The organism is Kitasatospora sp. NPDC088264, assembly GCF_040685715.1.
In the GTDB taxonomy this organism is placed as follows: domain Bacteria; phylum Actinomycetota; class Actinomycetes; order Streptomycetales; family Streptomycetaceae; genus Kitasatospora.
In genome coordinates this window covers 1-24,714 of record NZ_JBFBIR010000089.1, presented here as the reverse complement: position 1 = coordinate 24,714, position 24,714 = coordinate 1, and the positions used below count along the sequence as shown (strand labels likewise).

The following is a 24,714-nucleotide window of genomic DNA, read 5'->3' as shown; positions in this document are numbered from 1 at the left end:
GCAGCAGATCGCCTCACTGGCGGTCTTCGTCGTGATCGCCACCCTCGGCCTGTTGGCCCCCCATGGAGTCTTCGTGCTCGGGCCGGGCCGGTCCGCGTCAGGGCCGCACCGGCGTCAGGGCCGGACGGCGCCAGAGCCGCAAGACGTCACGGCGTCACGGCGTCACGGCGTCAGCACGATCTTGCCGAAGACGTCGCCCTTGGCGAGCCGCGCGAAGCCGTCCCGGGCCTCTGCCAGCGGCAGCACCGAGTCGATCACCGGCCGGACGCCGCTGGTCGCGCACAGCGAGAGCAGCCCCGCCAGTTCCTCCTTGGTCCCCATCGTCGAGCCGACCACCTTGAGCTCCAGGAAGAAGATCCGGTTCAGCTCGGTGGCGCTCGGGTTGGGGCCGGAGGTGGCACCGGAGATGACGACGGTGCCACCCGGGCGCAGCGCCTTCACCGAGTGCGCCCAGGTCGCGGCGCCGACCGTCTCCATCACCGCGTCCACCCGGGCGGGCAGCCGGGCGCCGCTCTCGAAGGCGGCGTCGGCGCCGAGTTCGACCGCCCGGCGGCGCTTGGCCTCGTCCCGGCCGGTGACCCAGACCCGCAGCCCGGCGGCCTTGCCGAGGACGATCAGCGCGGTCGCCACGCCGCCGCCCGCGCCCTGCACCAGGACGGTGTCACCGGGCTTGACCCCGGCGTTGGTGAACAGCATCCGGTAGGCCGTCAGCCAGGCCGTGGGCAGGCAGGCGGCCTCTTCGAAGCTGAGTTCGGCGGGCTTGGGCAGCAGGTTCCAGGTGGGCACGGCCACCTGCTGGGCGAAGGTGCCCTGGTAGCGCTCGGTCAGGATGGACCGGGGTTCGTCCGGGCCCACCCCGTGGCCGCTCTGGCCGATCACCGAGTGGAGGACGACCTCGTTGCCGTGCTCGTCGACACCGGCGGCGTCGCAGCCGAGGATCATCGGCAGCCGTCCGGCGGGCAGGCCGACCCCGCGCAGCGACCACAGGTCGTGGTGGTTGAGGCTGGCGGCCCTGACCGTGACCACGCTCCATCCGGGGCGGGCCTGCGGCTCGGGGAGTTCACCCAACTCCAGTCCGCTGAGCGGGTCATCGGCGTCGATACGTGCGGCGTAGGCAGCAAACATGCTGCGGACGATAGCCGCGCCGGCCGGGGCCGGGAACCACGCGCGGGTGTGACGCGTGTCCCGGCCCCGGCCGTGTCGGCGGCGCCGCTCCCGCCGGGTCCTGCCCGGCAGCGGCGACCGGATCGTCAGATCCGGGCCACGCCCTCGGCCCGGGCGGCCTCGGCGACGGCCTTGGTGACCGCCGGGGCGACCCGCTCGTCGAACGGCGAGGGGATGACCTTCTGCGGCGTCAGCTCGTCGGCGACGACACCGGCCAGTGCCTTGGCGGCGGCCAGCTTCATGCCCTCGGTGATCCGGCTGGCCCGCACCTGGAGGGCGCCGGCGAAGATGCCGGGGAAGGCCAGCACGTTGTTGATCTGGTTCGGGAAGTCGCTGCGCCCGGTGGCGACGACCGCCGCGTACTTGTGCGCGACCTCGGGGTGGATCTCCGGGGTGGGGTTGGCCATCGCGAAGATGAACGCGCCCGCGGCCATGGTCGCGACGACCTCCTCCGGCACGGTGCCGCCGGAGACGCCGATGAACACGTCGGCGCCGGCCAGCGCGTCGGCCAGGGTGCCCCTGAGGCCGGTGCGGTTGGTCAGTTCGGCGATCTCGGCCTTGACGTCGGTGAGGTCGCCGCGGCCGTCGTACACCACGCCCTTGCGGTCGCAGACCGCGACGTCGCCGATGCCCGCCGCCACCAGCATCTTGGCGATGGCGATGCCGGCCGCGCCGGCGCCGGAGATGACGGCCCGCAGCGAGCCGATCTCACGGCCGGTCACCTTGGCCGCGTTCCACAGGGCGGCGGTGGTGACGATCGCGGTGCCGTGCTGGTCGTCGTGGAAGACCGGGATGTCCACGGCCTCCTGGAGGCGGCGCTCGATCTCGAAGCAGCGGGGGGCGGAGATGTCCTCCAGGTTGACGCCGCCGAAGGAGGGCGCCAGCCGCACCACGGTCTCGACGATCTCGTCGACCTCGGTGCAGGCGAGCGCGATCGGCACCGCGTCCACGCCGCCGAACTGCTTGAACAGGATGGCCTTGCCCTCCATCACGGGCAGGGAGGCCTCCGGGCCGATGTCGCCGAGGCCCAGCACGGCGGTGCCGTCGGTGACCACGGCGACGGTGTTGGACTTCCAGGTGTAGTCGTTGACCAGCTCCGGCTGCTCGGCGATGGCCGTGCAGACGCGGGCGACACCGGGCGTGTAGGCGAGGGACAGGTCGTCCGCGTCGCGCACCGGGACGGTCGCCCGGATCTCCATCTTGCCGCCGCGGTGGAGCGCGAAAACGGCGTCGACCGGATCGACGGTGTCCTGGGTGCTGCTGATGATCTCCGCTGCCACGATGACCTCTTCGTCATTGATCTGGCGAGGGTGCGCGACCGACGGACAGGACGACCCGTCCGGAAACCGGAAACCGGGTACGCCGAAGCGGACCCGGGGGCTGGGTCGGGGCGCTGCCGTCGGGCGGCGCCCTCGGATGAGGGTTTTATGGGTCTTGTTGGTCCGCGTAGTGCTTCCGGGCCGAGCGTAGGACGGACCAAGGCATCGCACCTATGCCTTTTCGTCCTCGTCACGTGCAGTTCATCGCCGAGCTGTCGCGTCACTGGGGCCCGGCGTCGGAAGCGCCGGGCTCCGGCGGCGGCAACGGTGATGGCGGCACGCGCACCCGCAGGAGTGAACGCAGACGCGCTGGGGAGTCGGCGTCCCGGATACGGAGCCACGTGATGACTTCCGTTCCCGGACACCCCGAGCCTGTCGGGACTCGTCGGTCTGGTTCGAGCGTTCGGGGGTCACCCGGTACCGAATTCTGACACACCCGCCGCCGGGCCCGGCAGGGCGGGATGGCCGGATCGCGTGTCCGCCATTTCGCGTACACCCACGCGTCACCGTGGCGGCCGCACACCCCTGCGCCGTGGTCGACGGCGGCATCCGAGCCGGGGCGGCGGGCCTCCGGGCACCGGGCGGGGGGATCTGCATACTTATGCACGGAGTGACAGGAACACGGAATAAGTCCGAATAGCGGACAGCCCGGGCCCTCGTTATCCGATTTTGATCTGGATGAGGGCCATCCGACCGTCCACAGATGGCAGGATTCCCCCCATCTCGGATCGAGCCGGCCACTGGTCGAGGCGGTTCGCTCGACGTCCACCTCGGCGGAGGGTGGCGGAAGCAGTACCCCGTAGCAACCTGGGCGGCCCTGCCGCGCAGGCATCGCACCACCCGGCCCTGCACGTACGACGACGTACAGCGAAATACACCCGTACAGCGCCGCACGGCCCTGCCACCCCGGTGTGCCGCCCCCCCGCGGCGCGCTCCGCCCGCCCCTCTCCCTCAGGAGGAGATCCCCCTCATGACCGCCCGTACCCAGCGCACCCGGCTTCTCGCGGCCGGCGCGGTTGCCGCCTCCGTCACCCTCGTCCTGACCGGCTGCAGCAGCAGCAAGAGCGACGGTGGCAGCGGCGCGCCCAACGCCTCCGCGACCGTCAACGCGGTCAAGGCCGACGACAAGCTCGCCGCCCTCGTCCCCGCCGACGTCAAGTCCTCCGGCAAGCTCGTGGTCGGCGCGGACGCCTCGTACGCGCCGGACGAGTTCAAGGACGACAGCGGCAAGGTCATCGGCATGGACGTGGACCTGGCCAACGCCATCGCGGCCAAGCTCGGACTGAAGGCCGACGTCCAGGACTCCGGCTTCACCGCGATCATCCCCGGCATCCAGTCGAACAAGTTCCAGCTCGGCATGTCGTCCTTCACGGACAACAAGGAGCGCGAGCAGATCGTCGACATGGTGACCTACTTCAACTCCGGCAGCGCCATCGCGGTCAAGAAGGGCAACCCCGACAAGGTCGACCCCGCCGACCTGTGCGGCAAGAAGGTCGCCGTCCAGACCGGCACCACCCAGGCCGACGAGATCAAGGACACCCGCAACCCGGACTGCGCCAAGAACGGGAAGCCGGGCATCCAGAACGACGGCGACAAGTTCGACCTCCAGACGGACGTCACCAACGCCGTCGTCTCCGGCCGCGACCAGGCGATGATGGCCGACTCCCAGGTCGTCGACTACGCGATCAAGCAGGCCGGCGGCCAGCTGGAGAAGCTCGGCTCCACCTACGGCGTGGCCCCCTACGGCGTCGCCGTCGCCAAGGGCTCCAAGCTCACCCCCGCGATCCAGGGCGCCGTCCAGTCGCTGATCGACGACGACACCTACAAGCAGATCCTCACCAAGTGGGGCGTCGAGTCCGGCGCCCTCGACAAGTCGACCGTCAACGGCGCCGTGAACTGACCGTCCGCCTGCTCCATCTCTCCCCCGAGGCCACACCGTGAACTCTCTGGACAAGGGGAAGGCGGAGGAGGGACGGCCTGAGACCATCAAGGCCGTCCCGGTCCGCCACCCCGGACGCTGGGTGGGCGCCGTCGTCATCGCCCTGCTCGCGGCGATGCTGCTGAGCGCCCTCTTCACCAACCCCGCTTTCAAGTGGGACATCGTCGGGCAGTACCTGTTCCACGACAGCATCGTGCACGGCATGGTCGTCACGCTGGAACTGACCGTCCTCTCCATGCTGATGGGCGTGATCGGCGGCATCGTCCTCGCCGTGATGCGCCTGTCCCCGAACCCCCTGCTCTCCGGCACCGCCTGGATGTACATCTGGGTCTTCCGCGGCACCCCGGTGCTGGTGCAGCTGGTGTTCTGGAACTTCCTCGGCCTGATCTGGGCCAAGCTGTCGATCGGCGTCCCGTGGGGGCCGGAGTTCTGGTCCGCGGACACCAACGTCCTGATCCCGACCTTCGTCGCCGCCCTGCTGGGCCTCGGCCTCAACGAGGCCGCCTACATGGCGGAGATCGTCCGCGGCGGCATCCAGTCGGTGGACGAGGGCCAGACCGAGGCCGCCCACGCGCTCGGCATGAGCCGGTTCCAGACCATGCGCCGGATCGTCCTGCCCCAGGCCATGCGGGTGATCATCCCGCCGACCGGCAACGAGACCATCTCGATGCTCAAGACCACCTCGCTGGTCAGCGTGATCTCCCTGGAGGAGATCTTCCGGGCCGGTCAGGTCATCTACTCCCGGAACTACCAGAACATCCCGCTGCTGATCGTGGTCAGCCTCTGGTACCTGTTCTTCACCTCGCTGCTGACCATCGGCCAGTACTACATCGAGCGCTACTACGCCCGCGGCTCCAACCGGACCCTCCCGCCCACCCCGCTGCAGCGGCTGCGGGGCCTGTTCGCCGGGAAGCCCGCCCCGAAGACCGGCGCCGACGTCGTCCCGGGGCTCGAGGGAGGTGGTCACGTATGACCGACCTGAGCAAGACCCCGGCCGCCGCCACCGGACAGCCGATGGTGCGCGCCGAGGGCGTCCACAAGTCCTACGGCTCCGTGCACGTGCTCAAGGGCATCGACCTGGAGGTCAAGCAGGGCGAGGTGTTCTGCCTGATCGGCCCCTCCGGCTCCGGCAAGTCGACCTTCCTGCGGTGCATCAACCACCTGGAGAAGATCAACGGCGGACGCCTCTGGGTGGACGGCGAACTGGTCGGCTACCAGCAGAAGGGCGACAAGCTCTACGAGCTCAAGGACCGCGAGGTCGCCGTCAAGCGGCGCGACATCGGCATGGTCTTCCAGCGCTTCAACCTGTTCCCGCACATGACGGCCGTCGAGAACGTCATGGAGGCCCCGGTCCAGGTCAAGGGCGAGAGCAAGGCCGCCGCCCGGGAGCGGGCGATGGTCCTGCTGGAGCGGGTCGGCCTCGCCGACAAGGCGAAGAACTACCCCTCCCAGCTCTCCGGCGGCCAGCAGCAGCGCGTCGCGATCGCCCGCGCGCTGGCCATGAAGCCCAAGCTGATGCTGTTCGACGAGCCCACCTCGGCGCTCGACCCCGAACTGGTCGGCGACGTCCTCGACGTCATGCGCGGCCTCGCCGAGGAGGGCATGACCATGGTGGTCGTCACCCACGAGATGGGCTTCGCCCGCGAGGTCGGCGACGCGCTGGTGTTCATGGACGGCGGCGTGGTGGTCGAGTCCGGCAACCCCCGCGAGGTGCTCACCGACCCCCGGCACGAGCGCACCCGCGCCTTCCTCTCCAAGGTGCTGTAGAACCGTACCGACCGGCGCCCGGCAGGCTGCTCCTGCCGGGCGCCGACGTTTTCCCCACCCAGGTAATAGGCTGGACGCAATCAGCCCGTTACCGACCTTCTGGAAGGACCTCCGTGGAGCTCGCCTCGTACGCCGATCTCGCCGTTCGGCTGGTGAACACCGAGGAGCCCGGGCGCGGCACCGACACGCTGACGTCCGTGGACGCGGTGCGCGGCCTGTTCTCCGACTCCTCACGGGCCGCCGCACAGGCCGACGAGTCCGACCTGCCCCGGCTGCGGGCGGTGCGGACCAGGCTGCGCGGGGTCTTCGAGGCCGCCGCCGAGGGCGACGAGATCCGGGGCGTCGACCTGCTGAACAGCCTGCTGATGGAGTACCCGGTCAGCCCGCTGGTCTCCGGGCACGACTACCTGGACGACGCCGGCCGGCCGCGCTGGCACCTGCACCTGGCCGACAACTCGCCCACCGCCACCGCGCACTTCAGCGCGGTCGCCTGCATGGGCCTGGCCGTCCACCTGACCGAGCTGGGCGCCGACCGGCTCGGCATCTGCCAGGCCGCGCCCTGCCGCAACGCCTACCTGGACACCTCGACCAACCGCTCCCGCCGCTACTGCTCGGACCGCTGCGCGACCCGCGCCAACGTCGCCGCGTACCGGGCCCGCAAGCGCCAGGAGGCCGAGGCCGCGGCACTCGGCGCCGCCGGCTAGGTCCTGTCCGGGCCGGGCCGGGCCCAGGGGGTCAGAGTTCGTCCGCCCAGACGCCCAGGCGGCGGGCCAGACCCGGTACCCGGGCCAGCCGGGTGCCCAGCAGCAGCCGCTCCAGCCGCCGCCCCGGCGCCAGCCAGGCCGGGCGCGGGCGCAGCCGCAGCAGCACCCGGCCGAGCACCAGCTCGTCCGGGACCGGGCCGTAGCTGCGGCTGTCGCTGTCCACCGGCCGGTTGTCGGACAGCAGCCACCAGCCCCTCGGACGCCGCTCGGCGGCCCGCTTCACCACCAGCAGGTCCTGCTGGAAGGGGTGCCGGAAGAGCACCACCGCGCCGGGCCGGATCGGCGCGCCGTAGCGCACCAGCAACTGGTCGCCCTCGCGCAGGGTCGGGACCATCGACGGGCCCGCCACGTCGACCAGCCCGAACGGCACCGCGCCGCCGCCCCGGCCCCGGGGTTCCGTGCCCATCGGTTCCGCGTCCGCCGGTTCCGTGCTCCGCGCCACGACTCCTCCTCCCGGACCGCCCGGTCCCAGTCTGCCGTACGGACCGTCACCCCGTTCGATCCGTTCGATGTCCGGATTACCCCGGTTCCGGGTCCGCCTTTTGCCCTAGGCCCACCGCCCGATCGCGAAACCCCGGGTGCGGAAGGGTAATCTCGGGCGCGGGAAGACGATCTAAGGAAGGACTCCCATGTTCTCTCGTCTGTTTGCACCGCGCGCCACCGCCCACGCCCACTGTGACCTGCCCTGCGGCGTGTACGACCCGGCGCAGGCCCGGATCGAGGCCGAGTCGGTCAAGGGCACCCAGGAGAAGTACCAGGCCAACGAGGACCCGGCTTTCCGCACCCGCGCCCTGATCATCAAGGAGCAGCGTGCCGAGGCCGTCAAGCACCACATCTCGGTGCTGTGGAGCGACTACTTCAAGGCCCCGCACTTCGAGAAGTACCCGCAGCTGCACCAGCTGATCAACGACACCCTGAAGGCCGCCTCGGCCGCCAAGGCGTCCACCGACCCCGCCACCGGCCAGGCCCTGCTGGACCTGATCGCCGAGGTCGACAAGATCTTCTGGGAGACCAAGCAGGCCTGAGCCTGACGCGTCGCCACCCGACCGCCCCCGTCCGCGAGCCCGGACGGGGGCGGTCGTGCGTTCACGCCCCATCCGAGCCCGGTAAGGGTTGCCTAGCCTGAGTGGCTGTTATGCTGCCAGGGCGTCCGAGGGGGAAGTCCGGTGTGAATCCGGCGCTGACCCGCAACGGTGAGCACGGCCCCGGGGCCGCGCCAGCCCGATCGCCCCCGGCCGCTGAACTCCCGACAACTCGCCGTGGACTGCGAGGGGATGGCGCCCGGGCCCGCGCCCGACCGGTGCCGCCCCCGCGCACCCGCGGCCCGAGGCAAGGCGCACCGTGAGCAGCACCGCAGCCGCGGGCAGTGGCGCAACGAGCCCGCCCGCCCGCCGAATACCCGCCCTCCCGCTCGCCGTCGGCCTGGCCGCCGCCCTGCTGCTCTCGCTGCTCTGCGGCGTGGCGCTGGGCGCCTCCGGGATCGGCCTGCCCCGCGCCATGCGGCTGCTGGCCGCCGGGCTGACGGGCGGACGGCTGGAGGCGGACGAGGCCGCCGCCTACGCGATCGTCTGGGAGATCCGGCTGCCGCGCGCCGTGCTGGCCTCGGTGGTCGGCGCCGGGCTGGCCGCCACCGGGGTCGCCGTCCAGGCCCTGGTGCGCAACGCGCTGGCCGACCCGTTCGTGCTCGGCATCTCCTCCGGCGCGGCCGTCGGCGCCAACGCCGTGCTGCTGCTCGGCGCCTTCGCCTCGCTCGGGGTGTGGGCGATCTCGGCCTCCGCGTTCGGCTCCGCGCTGGTCGCCATGGTGCTGGTCTACCTCGCGGCGCGCACGGCCTACGGGCTCACCCCGCTGCGGCTGGTGCTCACCGGCACCGCGCTCTCCTACGGCTTCTCCGCCGTCACCGCGCTGATGGTCTTCGCGTCCGCCCGCGGCGAGGCCGCCCGGGACGCCATGATGTGGCTGCTCGGCAGCCTCGGCGGCGCCACCTGGGGCTCGGTGCCGATCGCCGCCGCCACCGTGCTGGCCGGCCTGGCGTACCTGGCCTGCGCCGCCGGCCGGCTGGACGCGCTCGCCATGGGCGACGAGACGGCCGCCTCGCTGGGCGTGGACCCGGACCGGCTGCGCCGCGAGCTGTTCGTGGTGACCGCCGCCGTCACCGGCACGGTGGTGGCCGTCAGCGGGGCGATCGGCTTCGTCGGGCTGATGGTGCCGCACCTGGCCCGGATGCTGGTCGGCGCCGGGCACCGCCGGGTGCTGCTGGTCGCGCCGCTCGCCGGGGCGCTGCTGCTGGTCTGGGTGGACATCGTCTCGCGCACCCTGCTGGCGCCCGCCGAACTGCCGGTCGGGGTGGTCACCGCGGTGCTCGGGGTGCCCTGTTTCCTGCTGCTGATGCGCCGTCGCGGCTATTCCTTCGGAGGCCGCTGATGGATCTCGCCCTGGACTCCGTCTCGGTCGAGCTGGCCGGCGCCCGGCTGGTCCACGACGTCGCCCTGGACGCCGCCGCCGGGCAGGTGGTCGGACTGGTCGGGCCCAACGGCAGCGGCAAGTCGACGCTGCTGCGCTGCGTCTACCGGGCGCTGCGGCCGGCCGCCGGGGCCGTCCGGCTGGACGGCGCGGACCTGCACGCGCTGACCGCGCGCGAGGCCGCCCGGCGGGTGGCCGCACTCCCCCAGGAGCACTCCGCCGAGTTCGACTTCACGGTGGCCGAGGTGGTCGCCATGGGCCGGTTGCCGCACCGGCGCGGGCTGGGCGGCCCGGGTGCGGACGACCACGCGCGCTGCACGGAGGCGCTGCGCAAGGTCGGCGCCGAACAGTTGGCCGGGCGGGGCTTCCTGAGCCTGTCCGGCGGCGAGAAGCAGCGGGTGCTGATCGCCCGCGCGCTGGTCCAGGAGCCCCGGCTGCTGGTGCTGGACGAGCCCACCAACCACCTGGACATCGGCCACCAGTTGGACGTGCTGGCGCTGGTCCGGGAGGCCGGCCCGACGGTGCTCACCGCGCTGCACGACCTCAACCTGGCGGCCGGCCACTGCGACCTGCTGTACGTGCTGCGGGCCGGCCGGATCGTCGCCTCGGGGCCGCCCGCCGAGGTGCTCCGACCCGCCCTGCTGGCCGAGGTGTTCGGCGTCCGGGCCACCCCCGTCCGGCACCCGGTGACCGGCGCCGTCCAACTGCTCTTCGACCGGATCTGACCCACCCCCCGAAGGAACCCCCGTGCGCACCAAGGCCGTTGCCATCACCGCCCTGCTCACCCTCGGGCTCACCGCCTGCGGCGCCGAGATCGCCCCGAGCGGCGACGCCACCGCCGCCTCCGCCCACTACCCGGTGACCGTGGAGAACTGCGGCACCAAGCTCACCTTCCCGCAGAAGCCCGCCCGGACGGTGACCAACGACGTCGGCATCACCGAGCTGATGCTCGCCCTCGGCCTGGCCGACCGGATGGCCGGCTACGTGATGCCCGACGACAAGGGCCGGGTCGACCAGGTCGCCTGGAAGGACGGCTACCAGCAGACCGCGTGGCTCTCCAAGAAGGAGATCACCAAGGAGATCGTGCTGGGCGCCAAGGCCGACCTGGTCTTCGCCGGCTGGCACTACGGCTTCGACGAGGGCCGCGGCTTCACCCCGCAGGCGCTCAAGGACCTCGGCATCCCCTCGTACGTGCTCAGCGAGTCCTGCCGCAGCGGCAAGGGCACCGAGCGCGGCGTGATGTCCCCGCTGGACGCGCTCTACACCGACCTGGCCAACCTCGGCGAGATCTTCGACGTCCGCGACCGGGCGGACAAGCTGGTCGCCGATTTCAAGGCGAAGGTCGCCGCCGCCCCGCAGCCCGAGCGCCGGCCGTCCGTGTTCCTGTACGACAGCGGGCAGGACAAGCCGTACACCGCCGGGAAGTTCGCCGCGGCCGACGAGATCATCGCCAAGGCCGGCGGGACCAACGTGATGGGCGACCTCGCGGACACCTGGGTCACCGTCGGCTGGGAGAGCGTGGTCCAGCGCGACCCCGAGGTGATCCTGATCAACAACTACGGCGAGACCGGCGCCGACGCCAAGCGCGCCTTCCTGAAGTCCTTCCCGCCGCTGGCCGGCGTCTCGGCGGTCAGGAGCGACCGGATCTTCGTCCTGGACTACGTCGACCTGGTGGAGAGCCCGCGCAACCCGGCCGCGATCACCGCGCTGGCCGACTACCTGCGCAGCGTCCCCGCCCGCTGACCCGCCCGCCCCCGGCCCGGGCCCCGATCCGGGCCTGGGCCGGGGGCGGGGACGCGCAGTAGGCTCGCGGCATGATCCGCACCGCCGTCGTGACCGACGTTCCCGTCATCCTCGCCCTGATCCGCGAGCTCGCGGAGTACGAGAAGGCCCCGCAGGAGGCCGTGGCCACCGAGGAGCAGCTGCGCGACGCCCTCTTCGGCGCCAACCCGGCGCTGTTCGCCCTGATCGCCGAGGACGACGCCACCGGCGAGCCGGTCGGCTTCGCGGTCTGGTTCCTCAACTTCTCGACCTGGCGCGGCACCCACGGGATCTACCTGGAGGACCTGTACGTCCGCCCGCAGTCCCGCGGTGGCGGCCACGGCAAGGCGCTGCTGCTGGAACTGGCGCGGATCGCCGTCGAGCGCGGCTACGCGCGGGTGGAGTGGTCGGTGCTCGACTGGAACACGCCCTCGATCGACTTCTACAAGTCCCTCGGCGCGGTGCCGATGGACGACTGGACCGTCTACCGGCTCACCGGCGAGGCGCTCGCCGCCGCCGCCGGCGGTCACTGAACGGACCGCCCGAACCCCTGCCACCCTGCGTCGCGATGGCTTACCATGAGTGACTCCCGAGCCCCGGCCGGCGTGCGGAAGGCGGTAAGGTCTCAGGCGGATACGCGGCGTCCGGTCGCCCCGCGAAGGGTATGACCGGTACGTACCGCACCACCCCTCTGGACAGTTGGGGCGAAGCAGTTGAGCCAAGCAACAGACAGTGCCGCGGCCACCGGCCCGGAAGCACAGCGCGTCACCCAGGAGGTGAGGGTGTCCCAGATCGACGGCGAGCCCGGAGTGCAGGACTTCGTGGAGGTCCGGCTGCCCGCGGCGGGTGCCTACCTCTCGGTCCTGCGAACAGCGACGGCCGGCCTGGCGGCGCGGCTCGACTTCACCCTCGACGAGATCGAGGACCTGCGGATCGCGGTCGACGAGGCCTGCGCCATCCTGCTCCAGCAGGCGGTGCCCGGCTCCGTCCTGACCTGCGAGTTCCGGCTGGTCGGCGACTCGCTGAAGGTGACCGTCGCCGCCCCCACCACCGACGGGAAGGCACCCGAACGGGACACCTTCGCCTGGACGGTGCTCTCCGCCCTGGCCGGCGAGGTCGACTCCTCGGTCGGCGAGGACAAGACCGTGTCGATCAGCCTGCACAAGAAGCGCGGCGGCCCCGTCGCCCACTAGCCGGGGCGTCGACCAGCACCGCACAAGGGCCGTCCGCCCGGTCCCCGATCAGGGGCCGCGCGGGCGGCGCCCGGTACCGCCCCCCACGCGGTACGACCAACGAGACGATGCCGGGGCCCGAGGGCCCCGGTGCTCCCGGAACGGAACGGGGGAATGGCCGTGAGTGATCTGGACCGTACCGGCCTCGCGACGGCGGGACCTGCCGTACCGACCCAGGCGAGCGTTCCTGGCCTCGCCGCCAACGACGATGCGCACCCGAAGGACGCCCACCGGATGAGCCACCCGACCGAGCCGACGTCTGAACCGTCGCCCGCATCCCCGCCCCCGTCCGATCCGGCGGACGAGGCCGCGGACCTGCGCACCGCGGTGCCCACCCAGGCGCCGGCCCCGGCCCCGCACCGCTCGGGCGCACCGGACCGGGAGGCGGCCCGCGCGCTGTTCGTCCGGCTGTCCGCGCTGCCCGACGGCTCCCCGGAGCGCGTCGAGCTGCGCAACCAGCTGGTGCGGATGCACATCCCGCTGGTCGAGCACCTGGCCCGGCGGTTCCGCAACCGGGGCGAGCCGCTGGACGACCTGACCCAGGTCGCCACCATCGGCCTGATCAAGTCGGTGGACCGCTTCGACCACGAGCGCGGGGTCGAGTTCTCCACCTACGCCACGCCGACCATCGTCGGCGAGATCAAACGGCACTTCCGTGACAAGGGCTGGGCGGTCCGGGTGCCGCGCCGCCTCCAGGAGCTGCGGCTGTCGCTCACCACGGCGACCAGCGAGCTCTCCCAGCGGCACGGGCGCTCCCCCACGGTGCACGAGCTCGCCGAGCACCTGGGGATCTCCGAGGAGGACGTCCTGGAGGGCCTGGAGTCCGCCAACGCGTACTCCACGCTGTCCCTGGACGTCCCGGACAGCGACGACGAGTCGCCGGCCGTGGCGGACACCCTCGGCGCCACCGACGAGGCGCTGGAGGGCGTCGAGTACCGCGAGTCGCTCAAGCCGCTGCTGGCCCAACTGCCGCCCCGGGAGCAGAAGATCCTGGTGCTGCGGTTCTTCCGGAACATGACCCAGTCGCAGATCGCCGCCGAGGTGGGGATCTCCCAGATGCACGTGTCCCGCCTGCTGGCCCGGACCTTGGCCCAGCTGCGGGAGAAGCTCCTGGTGGAGGAGTAGGACTGACGGCCGCCCAGCCGGCGGCCGACCCCCGGCGGCCCTGTGCGCTCAGCCCTCGTGCGAGGCGTACAGGGCCGCCGTCGACTTCGGGTTCAGCAGCGCGCCGATGCCGACCAGCCCGAGCAGGCCGACCAGCACGCCGACGCCGATCATCGCGCCGCCGCTCTCCAGCATGTAGTACCCGATCGGCAGGCAGATCGAGTTGGTGAGCACGGCCGGGCTGCGGCCCCAGCGGCGCTCCTTGAGCAGTGCGCGGGCGGCCAGCACCGGCAGCACGCCGAGCAGCACGATGACCAGGCCGCCGAACTCGTTCAGGGCGAGCTGCTTGGACTGGCCGGACAGCGCGGACACCATGTCCCAGACGCCGACGACGGCCAGCGCGGCGCCCTCCAGGGCGGTGATGGCGGCGCCCACGGTCAGCGGCAGGGGACGGGCCGGGCCCGCCGTGGGTACGGGTGCGGAGGATTCTGCGGTCACTCCAGCAGGGTAGCCGCCGGTTGGTCCGTACCGACCCGTAGGCTTTCCCCATGCGCGCTCTCCTGGTCGTGAACCACAAGGCCACCACCACCAGTGGCCGCACCAGGGACGTACTGATCCACGCGCTGCGCAGCGACCTCAAGCTGGAGGTGGCCGAGACGCAGTACCGGGGCCACGCCCGCGACCTGGCCCGCGAGGCCTCGGAGGACGGCACGGTCGACCTGGTGGTGGCGCTCGGCGGTGACGGCACCGTGAACGAGGTGGTGAACGGGCTGCTCGCGCACGGCCCGGGCGAGAAGGTCCCGCGACTGGCCGTGGTGCCGGGCGGTTCGACCAATGTGTTCGCCCGCGCGCTGGGCCTGCCCAACGACCCGGTGGAGGCCACCGGCGCCCTGCTGTACGCGCTGGAGCACGGGAGCGAGCGGCCGGTCGGCCTGGGCAAGGCGATGACCGACGGACTGCCGGACCGCTGGTTCACCTTCACCGCCGGCCTGGGCTTCGACGCCGGGGTGGTCGGCCGGGTCGAGGAGCAGCGCCGGTTGGGGCGCAAGTCCACCCACGCGCTCTACGTGGGGCAGGCGCTGCGGCACTACGTCACCCAGCGTGAGCAGCGTCGTTCCGGCCCGGTGGCCCTGGAACTACCGGGCCGCGAGGGCGTGCCGGGCCTGGCCCTGGCCATAGTCAGCAACACCTCGCCGTGGACGTTCCTCGGCAACCGCCCGGTGTATCCCTCACCGCTCGCCTCCTTCGACACCGATCTCGACGTCTTCGGGATCACCCGGATGACGGCGTTCGGCACCGTCCGAACGATCCGTCAGATCCTGCGGTCGTACGCCTCTTCGAGCGAAGGCGCCCCGCCGGCCGGCCCGTCCGGCAAGCACGTCGTCTCCTATCACGACGTCAGACACTTCACCTTGGTTTCAGAGGAACCGGCCCCGTTCCAGGTTGACGGGGACCACCTTGGAGACAGGAGTCGCGTCAGTTTCACAGGCGTACGGCGGGCACTGCGTGTGATTGTGTGACCGGAAGGGGGTTTCACCCTTCTTCTCGAACGCACAAGCCCCCTTCACTCCATAGAAGTACTGGCTGTGAGCTAGGCGACACCGAAGAATCAAAAATTCCTCCCTGAAGGGGGTTGTATCCGGGCCCGAGGTTTGCGAACCTCTACATGGCGATCGGGACGCATCGCAGCGACGGCAACCTCAGAACCTGGCGGGTGTCGACCGCGGGGCGTCCCTCGAATCGCCGAATCCCTCCCCAGCACAGACCACCCGGGCCCCGGCGGGCCTTTGGTCTCTTTTGCTGTTGCGGGATTCGTGAAAGCGTTCACATTCACAAGCCACATTCACAAGCCATCGATTATGCCGACCGGGTGCCCCCCGCCGGCAGGAGGAGTTGGACGACCATGGACTGGCGCCACCGCGCTGTCTGCCGCGAAGAGGACCCGGAGCTGTTCTTCCCGATCGGGAACACCGGTCCTGCTCTGCTGCAGATCGAGGAAGCCAAGGCCGTGTGCCGCCGCTGTCCGGTCATGGAGCAGTGCCTGCAGTGGGCTCTTGAGACCGGCCAGGACGCCGGCGTCTGGGGCGGTATGAGCGAGGACGAGCGTCGCGCGATGAAGCGCCGTGCCGCCCGCAACCGCGCCCGCACCGCCTGATCACACGCCGTAACACCAGCAGTAACCGAAACACCGATCAACACATGATCAAAGGCTTCCCTGCACCTCCTGGTGAAGCCTTCCGCACAAAGGGCCTTGCCTGGCGAGGTCCCGCGACACCGGACCGTCCAGCCACTTGATACTGTTCACTTAGAGCAATATCGTGGAGCTGTGGCGCTCACCGTGTGCAACGCACGGGCGAGGTGTCGCACCACCCAGAGCCCCCGTTCCGGCCGACTCCCCCCGACGGCCGGAACGGGTTGAGAGGCCCTGTCGACCCACCCCCCCCGGTCGACAGGGCCTCGTTTCTGTTTTCACGCCCCGGTTCGTGTGCGCGCCCCGGCGCGCCCGCACCCTGACACGCCCTCGCGCGGGCCGACCCGCGCCGGGCTCGCGGGGTGGGCACCCGGCGCCTTTCGCCGAGTGCACGCCCCCACCGCGCGCCTCGATGCACCTTTCCGCGCACCGCGCCGCACCGCAGCCCGGCGGGCCAGGCCGGCCGGCGGATCAGCGGACCGGGATCTCCAGGATCACCTTGGTGCCGCCGTCCGGACCGGCCACCATGTCGAAGGTGCCGCCCAACTCACCGGTGGCCAGCGTGCGGACGATCTGCAGGCCGAGGTTGCCGGCCGTCTGCGGGTCGAACCCCTCGGGCATGCCGCGACCGTCGTCCTGCACCGTGATCAGCAGGAACTCCTCCGGCCGGGCGCCGCCGTTCCAGCTGTCCGACCAGCCCGCCCCGGTCGCCGGGGCCCGCCCGCGCAGCGCGCTGACCTCCAGGTTCCCGGAGGCGGACGGGCCGAAGGCGTGCTCCAGAGCGTTCTGCAGCAGTTCGGTCAGCACCATCGACAGCGGGGTGGCCACCTCGGCGGACAGGATGCCGAAGCTGCCGCTGCGGCGGGTCGCCACCCGGCCGTCCTGGGACAGCTCCATCACCATCGCCAGCACCCGGTCGGCGATCTCGTCGAAGGCCACCTGCTCGTCCAGCGCCTGGGACAGCGTCTCGTGCACGATCGCGATCGAGCCGACCCGGCGCACCGCCTCGTCCAGCGCGGCCCGGCCGGCCTCCGACTCCATCCGGCGGGACTGCAGCCGCAGCAGGGCGGCGACGGTCTGCAGGTTGTTCTTCACCCGGTGGTGGATCTCCCGGATGGTGGCGTCCTTGGTCATCAGCTCGCGGTCGCGGCGGCGCAGTTCGGTGACGTCCCGGCACAGCACCAGCGAACCGGTCAGCGTGCCCTTGGGCTTGAGCGGGATGGCCCGCAGGGTCACCACCCCGCCCTGCACCTCGACCTCGGTCTGCCGCGGCGCCCAGCCGCTCGCCAGCTTCACCAGCGCCTCGTGCACGGCCGCCCGGGAGGGCGGGACCAGTTCGGCGGTGGCCCGGCCCAGGTGGCTGCCGACCAGGTCGGTGGTGAGGCCGAGGCGGTGGTAGGCGGAGAGGGCGTTGGGGCTGGCGTAGGTGACGATGCCGTCCGCGTCGAGCCGGATCAGGCCGTCGCCGACCCGGGGGGCGGCGTCCATGTCGATCTGCTCGACGCCGTGGAAGGGGAAGCTGCCGGCGGCGATCATCTGGGCCAGGTCGGAGGCGCTCTGCAGGTAGGTGAGCTCCAGCCGGCTGGGGGTGCGGACGGTCAACAGGTTGGTGTTGCGGGCGATCACCCCGAGCACCTTGCCCTCGCGCCGGACCGGGATGGACTCGACCCGGACCGGCACCTCCTCGCGCCACTCCGGGTCGCCCTCGCGCACGATCCGGCCCTCGTCGAAGGCGGCGTCCAGCAGCGGGCGGCGCCCGCGCGGGACGAGGTGGCCGACCATGTCGTCCTGGTAGGAGGTGGGGCCGGTGTTGGGCCGCATCTGCGCCACCGAGACGTAGCGGATGCCGTCCCAGGTGGGGATCCACAGGACCAGGTCGGCGAAGGAGAGGTCGGAGAGGAGCTGCCACTCCGAGACCAGCATGTGGAGCCATTCCACATCGGCCCCGGTCAGGGTGGTGTGGCGGCGGACGAGTTCGTTCAGCGAGGGCACATGGCGAGGGTAGCGCCGCCGGTCGGGGCGGGGCGCGGCGGACCGGGGAACGGATCACGCGCCGGGCCTGCGGCGGAGCCCACTGCCCGAAGTTGTCCAGACCAATTTCCGGAGCGGCCTGGACAACCCAGATTGGTCTAGTCCACAATGAAAGGGCACCAAGGAGAGGCCCACCGCGCAACTGCCCTGACCGCGCGAGGCCTTTCCTCGGTCGGACGCCACCGAACGAGGACCCCGCACAGTTCTCGATCGACTCCGGCGACCGACGACAGCTCCGGGCTGCGGTGCCGCATGGGTTGAGGGTCCCGTGTCGGCGCCGTGGCCCGTAGTGCTTTCCGGGTGCGCCGGGCCCCGGGGGTGCGACGCGTTCCCCGGGCGCTCCCCCGCCGAAGCCATGTTCCGCCGCTCAACGAGTCGGGCCCCCGTCCACAGCCTGTGGACGGGGGCCCGATCGCGTGGCGCCGTGCCTCAGTGCGTCTCGGTGACCTTGGCCAGGGCGCGCGGGGCGTCCGGGTCCTGGCCGCGGGCGATGGTGACCTCGTAGGCCAGCAGCTGCAGCGGGAGGATCTCCAGGATCGGCTGGACCTCCTCCGGCACGCCGGCCGGCAGGGCGAAGCCGGCCGAGGCGGCGTCCACCTGCGCCTGCTGGCCGACCACGACCAGGTCCGCGCCGCGACCGCGCAGGCGGTCCAGCACCGGCTGCAGGGCCTCGCCGCCCTTGCCGTCCGGGACGATCGCGATGACCGGCGAGACGTTGTCCACCATGGCCAGCGGGCCGTGCAGCAGGTCGGCGCCGGAGAACGGGGAGGCCGGGATGTAGGTGGTCTCCATCAGCTTCAGCGCCGCCTCGCGGGCGGTCGGGTAGCCGTAGCCGCGCGAGGTGATGACCAGGCGCTGGGCGAAGCGGTACCGCTCGGCCAGCGCCTTCACCTCGGCGTGGCGGGCCAGGACGCCGGCGGCCAGGCCGGGCAGCTCCTTGGCCGCCGCACCGTCGCCGCCGCGCAGGCCCTCGACCAGCAGGTAGAGCGCCAGCAGCTCGGCGGTGTAGGTCTTGGTGGCGGGCAGCGCCTTCTCCGGGCCGGCCAGCACGTCGATGTGGAACTCGGAGACCTCGGCCAGCGGCGAGGACGCGTTGTTGGTGACGGCGAGGGTGATGGCGCCGGCCTCGCGGGCGGCCTTGGTGGAGGCCACCAGGTCGGGCGAGCCGCCGGACTGGCTGACGGTGACGACCAGGACGTCGGTGAGGTCCGGCTTGGCGCCGTACGCGGTGGTGGTGGACATCGAGGTCAGGCCGGCCGGCTTGCCGAGCAGGATCTCGATCAGGTACTTGGCGTACAGCGCCGCGTTGTCGGACGTGCCGCGCGCGGTCAGCAGGACGAAGCGAGGGTTGCGGGCGGCGATCTCGGCCGCGATCTGGCGGATCTTCGGGGCACCCTCGTCGAGGATGCGCTGGAGGACGGCCGGCTGCTCGGCCATCTCCGCCGCCATGATCCGGCCGGGAACGGAAACAGTCTGCGGGTCGGACATCAGGATGTGCCTCCGATGAGATGGTTCGACCCCTCCGGGCAGGTTGCCCGACGGGGACCTCTACGGCGGCGAGTCCGCACACTCGCTGCGGTGGTTTCCTGCCGCAATCCTACGGGGGCCGCCCCCGGCGGGCACACCCGAAGGCCCGCCCCGGACGGGACGGGCCCTAGGACCTGGACGGCGGCGCGGGGTCAGGACGCCTTGTTGATCAGCTGGTCGATCGCGGCGTCGGCGTCCTTGGTGGCCTGGTCCACCGACTTGCCCTTGAGGATGCCGGTCAGCATGTCGGGCAGGATCTTCTGCTTCTCGATCGCGCCCCAGCCGGGGGCCAGCGGGGTGAACCAGGCGTCCGGCACGGCGTTGGCCGCCGCCGCGGTGGTCGGCTTGTTCTTCAGCGGGTTCAGCTGGGTGAGGTTGTTCGGCAGGATGTCCTTGTCGGCCAGCGTCTGCTGGGACTTGGTGCTGGTGAACATCCGCACCCAGTCGGTGGCCAGCTCGACCTGCGTGGACTTGGCGGTGACCGCGAGGTCGGAGCCGCCGATGAAGGTGGGCAGCGGCTTGCCGTCCGGGCCGGGCATGGTGGCCATCTTGACGGTGTCCTTGAGGCTCGGGTCGCCGGTGCCCGGCGCGACGACGCTGGCCGCCTCGTAGCCGTTGCCGTAGAAGGACCCGGCGCGCCCGCGGGCCATCGACTCGAACTGGTTCTGCTCGTTCACCGTCAGGTCGCCCTTGGTGTACTTGCGGACCAGGTCGACGAAGTGGCTGATGCCCTGCTGGGACTTGGCGTCGTGCAGGGTGCCGTGCCAGTTGCCGGAGCTGTCGAACTTGGCGATGCTGCCGCCGTACGCGGCCACGTAGCTCATCGCGGCGTACCAGTACGGGCCGGGCAGGTAGAGCGAGGAGTAGCTCTTGTCGGCCTTGTTCTTGTCGGCGACCTTGTCCAGGGCCGCCGTCAGATCGGCCTCGGTCTTGGGGAACTCGGCGCTGCCGGTGGCCTGCTGGAAGGTGGCGGCGTTGTAGATGGCGACCCGGGCGCCGGCGTAGTAGGGCACGCACCAGAGCTTGTCCTGGTACGTACAGGTGTTGGCGAGCGCCTTGATCCAGCTGTCGGAGTTGTCGAAGGTGGTCCGGTCGACCGGGGCCAGCGCGCCGGAGAGCACGTACTTCATGGTCTCGGTGTTGCCCAGCTCGACCACGTCGGGCGCGGAGCCGTCGGCGATCGCCTTGTCGAGCTTGGTCACCTTGTCGGCCCAACCCTGGTAGGCGAGCTTGAGGGTGACGTTCGGGTACTTCGCCGCGAACTGGTCGTTGACCTGCTGCACCAGGTCGGGCCAGTTCTTCTGGGCGTCGTCCATCAGCCAGACGGTGACGGTGCCGCTCGCGGCCTTCGGGTCGGCGCCGGGGCTCTTGCCGTCCTTCGACGCCGTGCCGGCCGATGAACAGGCCGTCAGCCCGATCGCCAGGGCAGTGATTCCGAACGTCGACATGAGCTGACGCTTCTTCACGCCATCCTCCGAGGGTGCTAGAGCCGTGTTGCCCGCCGGCAGCGTGATGGCGCCCGCAACGGAGGGTCCGGGCAGGGGCGAAGAGCTTCGGGGAGGGCCGATACCACATCCGGTGAGGTTGAATTTCGAACCGGATGACTGGACTCTGGCCTAGACCATAGGTGGTGTCAACGGCCAAATGGCCTCGTCGCCACGGCCGTTGCAGAGCTGTTGTACCCCGTGGCGATCAGTCGCCGCATCGTCACCCTAAGTGGAACTTAAGGTGGATTTAAGGCCCACTTGAGGGAGCACGGTCACCTGACGAATCCGCAGGTCAACGGCGGGGAAACAGAACGGGCCCGCCATGCGACATGCGCATGACGGGCCCGTCGGCCGACGCCTCCCGGACACTCCCGGTGACGCCCCCCTCGGTCTCAGCCGATGGCTCCCGGCTGCCCGGTGAGCACCTCCACGGCCGCCAGCCCGCAGACCCGGGCGGCGCCGTGGGTGGCGATGTAGAGCGCGCCGACCGGCTCGGACTGCGGCAGCCCCATCTCGACCACCGCGGCGTCCGGCCGGGCCGCCACCAGGCGGCCCAGCGCGGCGGACATCCAGGCGTGCCGGTGCGCGTCCCGGACCACCAGCACCAGGCGGCGGCCCTCGGCGCCGGCCACCAGCTCGGCGACCAGGGCGTCCAGCAGCTCGGGGGCGGCCTCGGCCGCCGAGACCGCGCGGGTGCGGGTGCCGGGGAAGCGGTCGGCCAGCATGCCGGCCACGCCCCACGGGGTGACGTCGCCGACGGCGATGTTCGGCTCGTCCGAGAACGAGGCCACGAACGGGCGCTCGGACACCGGCTGCGGCTCGCGGCCCGGCGCCCGGACCACCTTCAGCGCCCGGCGGGCGGCCCGCAGGCCGACCGCGAGGTCCGGCTCCGGCCGCTCGCCCTGGGCCGAGATCCGGCCCCAGCTGCCGAGCGAGCGGACCCGGTCGGCGGCGTCCGCCAGCCGCTCCTCGGAGAGCACGCCGGCCCGCACGCCCGCCACGATGGCGTCGCGCAGCATCAGCACGGTGTCCTCGTCGGCCAGCCCGCCGCCGACGCAGATCGCGTCCGCGCCGGCCGCCAGGGCCAGCACGGTGCCGTCGCCCATCCCGAAGGTGTCGGCGATGGCGCCCATCTCGATCGCGTCGCTGACGATCAGGCCCTGGTAGCCGAGGCCGCCGTCGGCCGGGGCCGCGCGCAGCAGGTCGCGCAGCACGAGCGGGCTGAGGGTGGCCGGCAGCTTCGGGTCGAGCGCCGGGATCATGATGTGGGCCGTCATCACGGCCTTGGTGCCGGCCGCGATCGCCGCCTGGAACGGGATCAGGTCGCGGGAGCGCAGCACGTCCAGGTCCACGTCGATGACCGGCAGCCCGTGGTGCGAGTCGACGGCGGTGTCGCCGTGGCCGGGGAAGTGCTTGGAGCAGGCGGCCACGCCGGCCGACTGGAGGCCCTCCACCCAGGCGGCGGTGTGCCGGGCGCACAGCTCCGGGTCGGCGCCGAAGGAGCGGACGCCGATGACCGGGTTGCGCGGGTTGGAGTTGACGTCCGCGGTGGGCGCCCAGTTGTAGTTGACGCCGGCCGCGGCCAGCGCCCGGCCCAGCTCGCGGGCGACGTCCCGGGTCAGCGCCGGGTCGTCGATCGCGCCGAGCGCGAGGTTGCCGGGCCAGGACGAGCCGGAGCCCGCCTCCAGCCGGGTGACGTCGCCGCTCTCCTCGTCGATGGCGATCAGGAGGTCGGGGTTCTCCTCGCGCAGCGCCTTGGTGAGCTTGGCGAGCTGGTCGAGGTCGACCACGTTGCGGTCGAACAGCGCGACCGAGCCGAGCCCGGCGGCGAGGTGGCGGCGCAGCCACTGCGGCGGCTCGGTGCCGACGAAGCCGGGCTGCAGGACGGTCAGGGCGTCGCGGTGCAGCTGGTCGCTGACCGGAGCGGTGGGGACGAGGATGCTCACGTTTCTCAGCCCTTCACGGCGCCGTCGGTCAGTCCACCGACCGCCTTGCGCTGCAGGAAGACGAACAGGATCAGCACGGGGATGGCGAACATCGTGGACGCGGCCATGGTGGCGCCCCAGTCGTTGCCGAAGGCGGTCTTGAAGGACGACAGCCACAGCGGGAGGGTCTTGCCCTCCTCCTTGTTGAGAATCAGGACGAGCGGGAACTCGTTCCACGCGGTGATGAAGCCGAACAGCGAGGTCGACATCAGGCCGGGGGCCAGCAGCGGGAAGATCACCTTCACGAAGGCCTGGGAGCGGGTGCAGCCGTCCACCATGGCCGACTCCTCCAATTCCTTCGGCACCGCCGCGATGAAGCTGCGCAGCGTCCAGATGGTGAAGGGCAGCACCATCATCATGTAGAAGAAGGTCAGCGGCACGAGGCTGTTCAGCATCTCGTTGTCGCGCGAGATCATGTAGACCGCGATGGTCATGACCTCCCACGGCGCCATCTGCGCGACCATGACGACCAGGACGAAGGCCTTGCGGCCGCGGAACTTCATCCGGGCGATGGCGAAGGCCGCGAGGGTCGCGATCACCAGCGAGATCAGCACCGCGCCGATGGTGGCGATGAGGCTGTTGGTGACGTACGTCCAGAAGTTGGGCGCGTTGATCGCGGTGGTGAAGTGGTCCAGGGTCCCGTTGAACGGGATGAAGACCGGCGTCTTGCTGATGATGTCGTTGTCCTGCTTGAAGGCAGTCGCGATCATCCAGTAGACGGGGAAGATGAAGAAGACGAAGAGGACGACCGCGATCACGTTCGGCCAGGTACGTCCGATGAGCGAGCGCCTCACAGCTCGTCCTCCTGCTTGATCATGATGCGGAAGTAGTACGCCATCATCGCGCCCAGCATCAGGATGGTGAGCACCGCGATCGCGGAGCCGATGCCGTAGTGCTGCCCGGACGAACCCTCCAGGAAGGCGTGCACGGGCAGGGTCCGGGTCAGGTTCTCGGGGCCGCCGCCGTTGATCGCGTACACCTGGGTGAAGGCCTTGAAGACCCAGATGATCTCCAGGAACGTCGTGGCCAGGAAGAACGGCTTCAGGTTCGGGAAGATCACCGAGCCGAAGATCTTGGACGCGCCGGCGCCGTCCATCCGGGCGGCCTCGTAGAGCTCCTTGGGGATGGTGGTCAGTCCGGCGTACATGTTGAACGCCACGAAGGGGACCGACTGCCAGACGATCAGCAGGATCACCACGAAGAAGGTCGAGTACTGGTCGCTCATCCAGTTGTAGTCGGCCATCGCGTGCCAACCCAGCTTGTCCAGGAACCAGTTGACGACGCCCCACTGCTGGTCGAACAGCCAGGTGTAGACGGTGGTCGCGGCGACCACGGGCATCGCCCAGGCCATCAGCAGGCCAACCGAGAGGAGCAGCCGCATCCGCTTGCCGAGGCGGTTGAGCAGCAGGCCGATCAGGGTGCCGCCGGCCATGATCAACACGACGTTGACCAGGGTGAAGGCGACGGTGCGCCCGGTGACCGCCCAGAAGTCCGGGTCGGTCAGCTGCTCCTTGTAGTTGTCGAAGCCGTTCCACTCGGTCAGGTGCTGGACGAACTGGCGCTTGTTGAGGTTCTGGAACGACAGCAGGACCGTCTTCACCAGCGGCCAGCCGAGCAGGGCGACGGTCGCCACGGTGGCGGGCAGCAGCAGCAGGTACGGTGCCAGGCGTGCGCCGAGGCCCGGCCCGCCCGTGGGTCTGGCGCCCTTGCGGGGGGTGCCGTTGGCGCCACCACCGGCGGCACTCGTCTCAATTCCGGCCACGGCAGCCTTCCCTGAATCCGGGGACTGCGTCTGCACCCGCTCCGAATGCACAGCCATCGTTCTCACTTCCTCACAACCCGAACCACGACGGACAGGCGTGGGGGGGGGGGGCCCCCCCCCCGGGGGGGGGGGGGGGGCCCGCCCGGGGGGGGGCCTCGAGGTGTTGTCCCCGAACCGGAGGCGGGGGTGGTGGGTCGAGCCGGTGGCCGGGAGGGAGG

At 71.3% G+C, this 24,714-nt stretch carries 23 protein-coding genes and 1 riboswitch; of the genes, 13 read left to right on the top strand and 10 right to left on the bottom strand.

Going from position 1 to position 24,714, the window contains the following annotated elements:
• Positions 1-162: 162 nt before the first annotated feature.
• Positions 163-1,125, bottom strand: coding sequence for a zinc-binding dehydrogenase (locus AB0O82_RS36085; RefSeq protein ID WP_363588857.1), 963 nt, complete (start codon positions 1,123-1,125; stop codon positions 163-165).
• A 125-nt stretch (positions 1,126-1,250) separates the two neighbouring features.
• Positions 1,251-2,444, bottom strand: coding sequence for an NADP-dependent malic enzyme (locus AB0O82_RS36080; protein WP_363588855.1), 1,194 nt, complete (start codon positions 2,442-2,444; stop codon positions 1,251-1,253).
• 1,009 nt (positions 2,445-3,453) lie between these two features.
• Here AB0O82_RS36080 and AB0O82_RS36075 point away from each other — a divergent pair.
• The 4 genes from AB0O82_RS36075 to AB0O82_RS36060 all read left to right on the top strand — a co-directional run bounded on the left by AB0O82_RS36075 (position 3,454) and on the right by AB0O82_RS36060 (position 6,893).
• Positions 3,454-4,383: an ABC transporter substrate-binding protein gene (locus tag AB0O82_RS36075; RefSeq protein ID WP_363588853.1), complete on the top strand. Its 930-nt coding sequence runs from the start codon at positions 3,454-3,456 to the stop codon at positions 4,381-4,383.
• Between the two features lie 37 nt (positions 4,384-4,420).
• Entirely contained in the window at positions 4,421-5,395 is a 975-nt protein-coding gene (locus AB0O82_RS36070; protein ID WP_350879646.1) for an amino acid ABC transporter permease, read from the top strand.
• The gene (locus tag AB0O82_RS36065; RefSeq protein ID WP_363588850.1) at positions 5,392-6,189 is read left to right on the top strand and encodes an amino acid ABC transporter ATP-binding protein; all 798 of its coding nucleotides are present in this window, start codon (positions 5,392-5,394) and stop codon (positions 6,187-6,189) included. The genes AB0O82_RS36070 and AB0O82_RS36065 overlap by 4 nt, the downstream gene beginning before the upstream one ends.
• A 113-nt stretch (positions 6,190-6,302) precedes the next feature.
• Entirely contained in the window at positions 6,303-6,893 is a 591-nt protein-coding gene (locus tag AB0O82_RS36060) for a CGNR zinc finger domain-containing protein (protein ID WP_363588848.1), read from the top strand.
• A gap of 31 nt (positions 6,894-6,924) precedes the next feature.
• Here AB0O82_RS36060 and sodX read toward each other — a convergent pair whose 3' ends face one another.
• Positions 6,925-7,359, bottom strand: a complete 435-nt coding sequence (gene sodX, locus AB0O82_RS36055) for a nickel-type superoxide dismutase maturation protease (protein ID WP_363588859.1) — start codon at positions 7,357-7,359, stop codon at positions 6,925-6,927.
• Positions 7,360-7,582: 223 nt separating this feature from the next.
• Between sodX and sodN the strand changes: the two genes are divergently transcribed.
• The 7 genes from sodN (at position 7,583) to AB0O82_RS36020 (ending at position 13,534) form a co-directional block, all read left to right on the top strand.
• Positions 7,583-7,978 (top strand): superoxide dismutase, Ni, encoded by a 396-nt coding sequence (sodN, locus tag AB0O82_RS36050; protein ID WP_063347853.1) that lies wholly within the window; start codon positions 7,583-7,585, stop codon positions 7,976-7,978.
• An 88-nt stretch (positions 7,979-8,066) separates the two neighbouring features.
• Positions 8,067-8,205: riboswitch (cobalamin riboswitch) on the top strand.
• An 89-nt stretch (positions 8,206-8,294) separates the two neighbouring features.
• Positions 8,295-9,377, top strand: coding sequence for an iron ABC transporter permease (locus tag AB0O82_RS36045; RefSeq protein ID WP_363588846.1), 1,083 nt, complete (start codon positions 8,295-8,297; stop codon positions 9,375-9,377).
• Positions 9,377-10,141, top strand: a complete 765-nt coding sequence (locus tag AB0O82_RS36040) for an ABC transporter ATP-binding protein (protein ID WP_363588844.1) — start codon at positions 9,377-9,379, stop codon at positions 10,139-10,141. The genes AB0O82_RS36045 and AB0O82_RS36040 overlap by 1 nt, the downstream gene beginning before the upstream one ends.
• A gap of 22 nt (positions 10,142-10,163) precedes the next feature.
• Positions 10,164-11,159, top strand: a complete 996-nt coding sequence (locus tag AB0O82_RS36035) for an ABC transporter substrate-binding protein (protein WP_363588842.1) — start codon at positions 10,164-10,166, stop codon at positions 11,157-11,159.
• A gap of 71 nt (positions 11,160-11,230) precedes the next feature.
• Positions 11,231-11,710 carry a GNAT family N-acetyltransferase gene (locus AB0O82_RS36030; RefSeq protein ID WP_363588840.1) on the top strand — a complete coding sequence of 160 codons (480 nt, stop codon included), beginning with the start codon at positions 11,231-11,233 and terminating at the stop codon, positions 11,708-11,710.
• A gap of 249 nt (positions 11,711-11,959) precedes the next feature.
• The gene (locus tag AB0O82_RS36025; protein WP_350879653.1) at positions 11,960-12,370 is read left to right on the top strand and encodes an anti-sigma regulatory factor; all 411 of its coding nucleotides are present in this window, start codon (positions 11,960-11,962) and stop codon (positions 12,368-12,370) included.
• Between the two features lie 159 nt (positions 12,371-12,529).
• Positions 12,530-13,534, top strand: coding sequence for an RNA polymerase sigma factor SigF (locus AB0O82_RS36020; RefSeq protein WP_363588838.1), 1,005 nt, complete (start codon positions 12,530-12,532; stop codon positions 13,532-13,534).
• Between the two features lie 48 nt (positions 13,535-13,582).
• On the opposite strand, the gene AB0O82_RS36015 is transcribed toward AB0O82_RS36020, so the two are convergent.
• A complete protein-coding gene (locus AB0O82_RS36015) occupies positions 13,583-14,011 on the bottom strand; it encodes a hypothetical protein (protein ID WP_363588836.1) in 429 nt (142 codons plus the stop codon).
• A 50-nt stretch (positions 14,012-14,061) separates the two neighbouring features.
• Between AB0O82_RS36015 and AB0O82_RS36010 the strand changes: the two genes are divergently transcribed.
• Both AB0O82_RS36010 and AB0O82_RS36005 read left to right on the top strand, forming a co-directional pair.
• Entirely contained in the window at positions 14,062-15,033 is a 972-nt protein-coding gene (locus AB0O82_RS36010) for a diacylglycerol kinase family protein (protein WP_363588834.1), read from the top strand.
• 383 nt (positions 15,034-15,416) lie between these two features.
• Complete coding sequence (locus tag AB0O82_RS36005) at positions 15,417-15,668, top strand: WhiB family transcriptional regulator (RefSeq protein WP_014138019.1); 252 nt, start codon at positions 15,417-15,419, stop codon at positions 15,666-15,668.
• Positions 15,669-16,175: 507 nt separating this feature from the next.
• On the opposite strand, the gene AB0O82_RS36000 is transcribed toward AB0O82_RS36005, so the two are convergent.
• From AB0O82_RS36000 to AB0O82_RS35975, 6 genes are all read right to left on the bottom strand, one after another.
• A complete protein-coding gene (locus AB0O82_RS36000; RefSeq protein ID WP_363588832.1) occupies positions 16,176-17,696 on the bottom strand; it encodes a PAS domain-containing sensor histidine kinase in 1,521 nt (506 codons plus the stop codon).
• A 468-nt stretch (positions 17,697-18,164) separates the two neighbouring features.
• On the bottom strand, positions 18,165-19,223 hold the full coding sequence (locus AB0O82_RS35995) for an SIS domain-containing protein (RefSeq protein WP_063347859.1): 1,059 nt from the start codon (positions 19,221-19,223) through the stop codon (positions 18,165-18,167).
• A gap of 191 nt (positions 19,224-19,414) precedes the next feature.
• Positions 19,415-20,710, bottom strand: a complete 1,296-nt coding sequence (locus AB0O82_RS35990; protein ID WP_363588830.1) for an extracellular solute-binding protein — start codon at positions 20,708-20,710, stop codon at positions 19,415-19,417.
• Positions 20,711-21,141: 431 nt separating this feature from the next.
• Positions 21,142-22,695: a glycoside hydrolase family 3 protein gene (locus AB0O82_RS35985; RefSeq protein WP_363588828.1), complete on the bottom strand. Its 1,554-nt coding sequence runs from the start codon at positions 22,693-22,695 to the stop codon at positions 21,142-21,144.
• Positions 22,696-22,700: 5 nt separating this feature from the next.
• Positions 22,701-23,528, bottom strand: a complete 828-nt coding sequence (locus AB0O82_RS35980; RefSeq protein ID WP_350879660.1) for a carbohydrate ABC transporter permease — start codon at positions 23,526-23,528, stop codon at positions 22,701-22,703.
• Positions 23,525-24,553: a sugar ABC transporter permease gene (locus AB0O82_RS35975; RefSeq protein WP_363588826.1), complete on the bottom strand. Its 1,029-nt coding sequence runs from the start codon at positions 24,551-24,553 to the stop codon at positions 23,525-23,527. The genes AB0O82_RS35980 and AB0O82_RS35975 overlap by 4 nt, the downstream gene beginning before the upstream one ends.
• Positions 24,554-24,714 lie beyond the last annotated feature (161 nt).

Coding starts and splice junctions, on each gene's coding strand:
- AB0O82_RS36085 (WP_363588857.1), bottom strand. CDS start 1,125: ATGTTTGCTGCCTACGCCGCACGTATCGACGCCGATGACCCGCTCAGC.
- AB0O82_RS36075 (WP_363588853.1), top strand. CDS start 3,454: ATGACCGCCCGTACCCAGCGCACCCGGCTTCTCGCGGCCGGCGCGGTT.
- AB0O82_RS36065 (WP_363588850.1), top strand. CDS start 5,392: ATGACCGACCTGAGCAAGACCCCGGCCGCCGCCACCGGACAGCCGATG.
- sodX (WP_363588859.1), bottom strand. CDS start 7,359: ATGGGCACGGAACCCCGGGGCCGGGGCGGCGGCGCGGTGCCGTTCGGG.
- sodN (WP_063347853.1), top strand. CDS start 7,583: ATGTTCTCTCGTCTGTTTGCACCGCGCGCCACCGCCCACGCCCACTGT.
- AB0O82_RS36040 (WP_363588844.1), top strand. CDS start 9,377: ATGGATCTCGCCCTGGACTCCGTCTCGGTCGAGCTGGCCGGCGCCCGG.
- AB0O82_RS36030 (WP_363588840.1), top strand. CDS start 11,231: ATGATCCGCACCGCCGTCGTGACCGACGTTCCCGTCATCCTCGCCCTG.
- AB0O82_RS36010 (WP_363588834.1), top strand. CDS start 14,062: ATGCGCGCTCTCCTGGTCGTGAACCACAAGGCCACCACCACCAGTGGC.
- AB0O82_RS36005 (WP_014138019.1), top strand. CDS start 15,417: ATGGACTGGCGCCACCGCGCTGTCTGCCGCGAAGAGGACCCGGAGCTG.
- AB0O82_RS35995 (WP_063347859.1), bottom strand. CDS start 19,223: ATGTCCGACCCGCAGACTGTTTCCGTTCCCGGCCGGATCATGGCGGCG.
- AB0O82_RS35990 (WP_363588830.1), bottom strand. CDS start 20,710: ATGTCGACGTTCGGAATCACTGCCCTGGCGATCGGGCTGACGGCCTGT.
- AB0O82_RS35975 (WP_363588826.1), bottom strand. CDS start 24,553: ATGGCTGTGCATTCGGAGCGGGTGCAGACGCAGTCCCCGGATTCAGGG.